This is a genomic window from Streptomyces sp. F001, assembly GCF_004187715.1.
In the GTDB taxonomy this organism is placed as follows: domain Bacteria; phylum Actinomycetota; class Actinomycetes; order Streptomycetales; family Streptomycetaceae; genus Streptomyces; species Streptomyces flavusporus.
In genome coordinates, this window is record NZ_QZWF01000137.1 from 1 (window position 1) to 2,485 (window position 2,485).

Consider the following 2,485-nt stretch of genomic DNA (forward strand, 5'->3'; position numbering starts at 1 on the left):
CCCTCATCTGCTACCGCCGACTCACCAAATGAGACGACGTCTAAATTGACACACCCCCGGCTGTTGCCATGGCCTGCGGGGGGCTGCGGTCGTGAGGAACGCTTCGGGGACTGTGGACGGGTTGCTGCCAAGGGGGCGCCTACTTGTCGGTGGTGTGGGGGCTGTTCTGCGGGTGCGGGCGACGGAGATACGATCGCCAGCCTCCGTACGCGGTGATGTCTTCCGCGTCCGTCAGGGCGGCCGGCTCGCACAGGAAGCCCGGGACGCTGGTGCCGTCCGCCAGTTGCACTCTGCCCAGCGTCATCGGCCGGGGCAGCGTGGTCAGGAGGCGGCCCAGGCCCTCTGCCGGCAGGTGCCACACCTCCGCCTCGATCGCTGATCCGTTCTCGCCCACGTGCACGAGACCGGGCTTGGTGGGAGTGGTTCGCAGCGCGTGCAGGCGGTACTCGGGCGCCGTTGTCGTCGTACGCTCCAAGCGCGCGCCGAGTGCCAGGAGTTGCGGATTGAGGGGCTGGCCCGACAGGTGGGCGCCCACCACGGCCAGCCGGGCCTCCGGCTGGAGCAGGCCCGCGATCCGCGCCAGCCGGTCGTCCGTGAAGGGCGGGCCGATCAGCGTCACGCCGAAGGGGAGGCCGCTCACCTCGCCTGCCGGGACGGCCACCGCGGACAGGTCGAAGAGGTTCGTGGAGTTGGTGAAGCGGCCCAGGCGGGCGTTGGCGCCCAGGGGGTCGGCCGCCACCTCGGCGAGCGTCGGATGGCCCGGGGTGGTGGGCAGGAGCAGGGCGTCGGCGTCCGCCAGCTCCGACAGCGCCCGGGCCCGCAGGGCCGCCAGCCGGTTGTGGTCGGCGAAGAGCTGGTGGGCCGGGATGTCGCGGGCGCGGGTGATGATGCCGGCGACGGTGGGATCGAGTCCCTCGGCCCCCGTGGCCATCGCCTTGTCGACAAAGCTCCCCACCGCGGTGTAGCGCTCGGCGACGAACGCGCCCTCGTAGAGCATCGCGGCGGCCTCCGTGAAGGGGGCGAGGTCGACGACCCGTACGTCGGCGCCCGCTTCCGCCACCCTCGTCACCGCCGCCTCGTACGCCTGCGCCCAGCCCGCGTCCAGCTCACCGAGCTGATCCGGGGCCGCGACGGCAACGCGCCATGGGCCTGGAGTGCGCTGGGGCAGGTCGCGCGGCGGTGTCATGAAGGTCATGGCCTGCTCCGCCTCGGGCAGCGTGCGGGCGAAGACCGTCACGCAGTCCAGGGAGGCGCAGGCCGGGACCACGCCCGTCGTCGGGACGAGGCCGCGGGTGGGTTTCAGGCCGACGACGCCGTTGAAGGCGGCCGGGACGCGGCCCGAGCCCGCCGTGTCCGTGCCGAGGGCGAGGTCGACGATGCCGAGGGCCACCGCGACCGCCGAGCCGGAGCTGGAGCCGCCGCTGACCCGGGTCGGGTCGAGGGCGTTGCGTACCGCGCCGTAGGGGGAGCGTGTGCCGACCAGGCCCGTGGCGAACTGGTCCAGGTTGGTGGTGCCCAGCACGAGGGCGCCGGCCCGGCGGAGGCGGGCCACGACCTCGGCGTCCGCCGGCGGATCGTACGCGTACGCCGGGCAGCCCGCCGTCGTCGGCAGACCGGCGACGTCGATGTTGCCCTTGACGGCGAGCAGGCGGCCCGCGAGGGGGAGGCGCTCGCCGGCGGCCACGCGGGCGTCCAGGGCCATGGCCTCCGCCTCGGCCTGCGCCCGCGGACGCAGGCCGATCCAGAGCTCGGGGCGGTCGACGGCGTCGATGCGGGCGTAGGCGGCCTGGACGCGGGAGAGGGTTGTGGACATCCGTTCGCCTTTCAGTGCGCGGCGGGTGCGAGGACGACGAGTGCCGTGCCCGCCTCGACCTGGTCGCCGGGGCGGGTGAGGACTTCCGCCACCACGCCGTCCATCGGGGCGTGCAGCCGGGACTCCATCTTCATCGCTTCCAGGGCGAGCAGCGGCTGCCCCGTCGTCACGTCGTCGCCAGGTTTCACGTTCACCTGCCAGACGGACGCGGCGAACTCGGCCTCGATCAGGCGGCCGCCCGGCGGGACGGTCACCTCGGCCGGCGGGGCCGTCGGCGCGGACGCCGCTTCGGCACGCGCGAACTCGCCCGCCGCCTCCCACGCCGCCCGCTCCGCCGCGAAGGCCGCCTGCTGGCGGGAGCGGAACGCGGCGATCGACTCGGCGTCGCCGGCCAGGAACGCCTCGTACTCGGCGAGGGAGAAGCTGCCCTCCTCGATCCGGGGCACGAAGCGGCCGGAGATGAGGTCGGCCCGCAGCTCCAGCAGCTCCTCGGCGTCCACCGGATACCAGCTGATCCGGTCGAAGAAGCGCAGCAGCCACGGCGAGCCCGGCTCGAACGCGCCCCGCTGCTGCCAGGGCGACCACACCTGCGTGGTACGGCCCACGAACTGGTAGCCGCCCGGGCCCTCCATGCCGTAGACGCAGAGGTACGCGCCGCCGATGCCGACCGAG

General features: G+C 73.9%; 2 protein-coding genes. Both read right to left on the bottom strand.

Annotated elements, in window-relative coordinates; translation table 11 throughout:
* Positions 1 to 139: 139 nt before the first annotated feature.
* Entirely contained in the window at positions 140 to 1,813 is a 1,674-nt protein-coding gene (gene atzF, locus StrepF001_RS44955; protein WP_129803837.1) for an allophanate hydrolase, read from the bottom strand.
* Positions 1,814 to 1,824: 11 nt separating this feature from the next.
* The coding region (locus tag StrepF001_RS44960) for a biotin/lipoyl-containing protein (protein ID WP_129803838.1) at positions 1,825 to 2,485 on the bottom strand (661 nt) is incomplete at its 5' end.

Excerpts from the sequence above, each read along its gene's own strand:
- atzF (WP_129803837.1), bottom strand. The coding sequence starts at position 1,813 with ATGTCCACAACCCTCTCCCGCGTCCAGGCCGCCTACGCCCGCATCGAC.